This is a genomic window from Adlercreutzia sp. DFI.6.23 (assembly GCF_024462535.1).
Lineage (GTDB): Bacteria > Actinomycetota > Coriobacteriia > Coriobacteriales > Eggerthellaceae > Adlercreutzia > Adlercreutzia rubneri.
This window is the reverse complement of sequence record NZ_JANGBP010000299.1, coordinates 1-339: the sequence shown is the minus strand read 5'-3', so window position 1 is coordinate 339 and position 339 is coordinate 1. Positions and strand designations below refer to the sequence as shown.

General features: G+C 60.8%; 1 protein-coding gene. It reads right to left on the bottom strand.

Annotation, left to right across the window (positions count from 1 at the left end; genetic code table 11):
* Positions 1-339: EamA family transporter (locus NE591_RS13450; RefSeq protein WP_256156888.1), on the bottom strand; the 339-nt coding region annotated here is incomplete at both ends.

Below are 339 nucleotides of genomic sequence, written 5' to 3'. Positions count from 1 at the left end.
GCCCGCCACGATGAACTGAATGACCGTGAGCAGCATCATAGAGCGTCCCGGCGCGTACTTCGCCGTGTACAGTACGTGGAAGCTCAGCCAGAGAGCCGAGGCCAGCGTGATGAAGTCGCCGAAGCGCAGCGAGAACTCGCCGATGCCGGCATAGGCCACGCAACCCACGCCGGTGACGCACAGGATAGCCGCCGCAATGTTGTAGCGGGTCGGTCGCTTCTGGATGATGATCCATCCGAGGAAGGGGATGATCACGCAGTAGAGCATGGTGAGAAACGAGCTGTTGGAGGCGGTGGTGTCGGTGAGTCCCGTGGAGTTGAACCAGTAGGAGAGGAACAG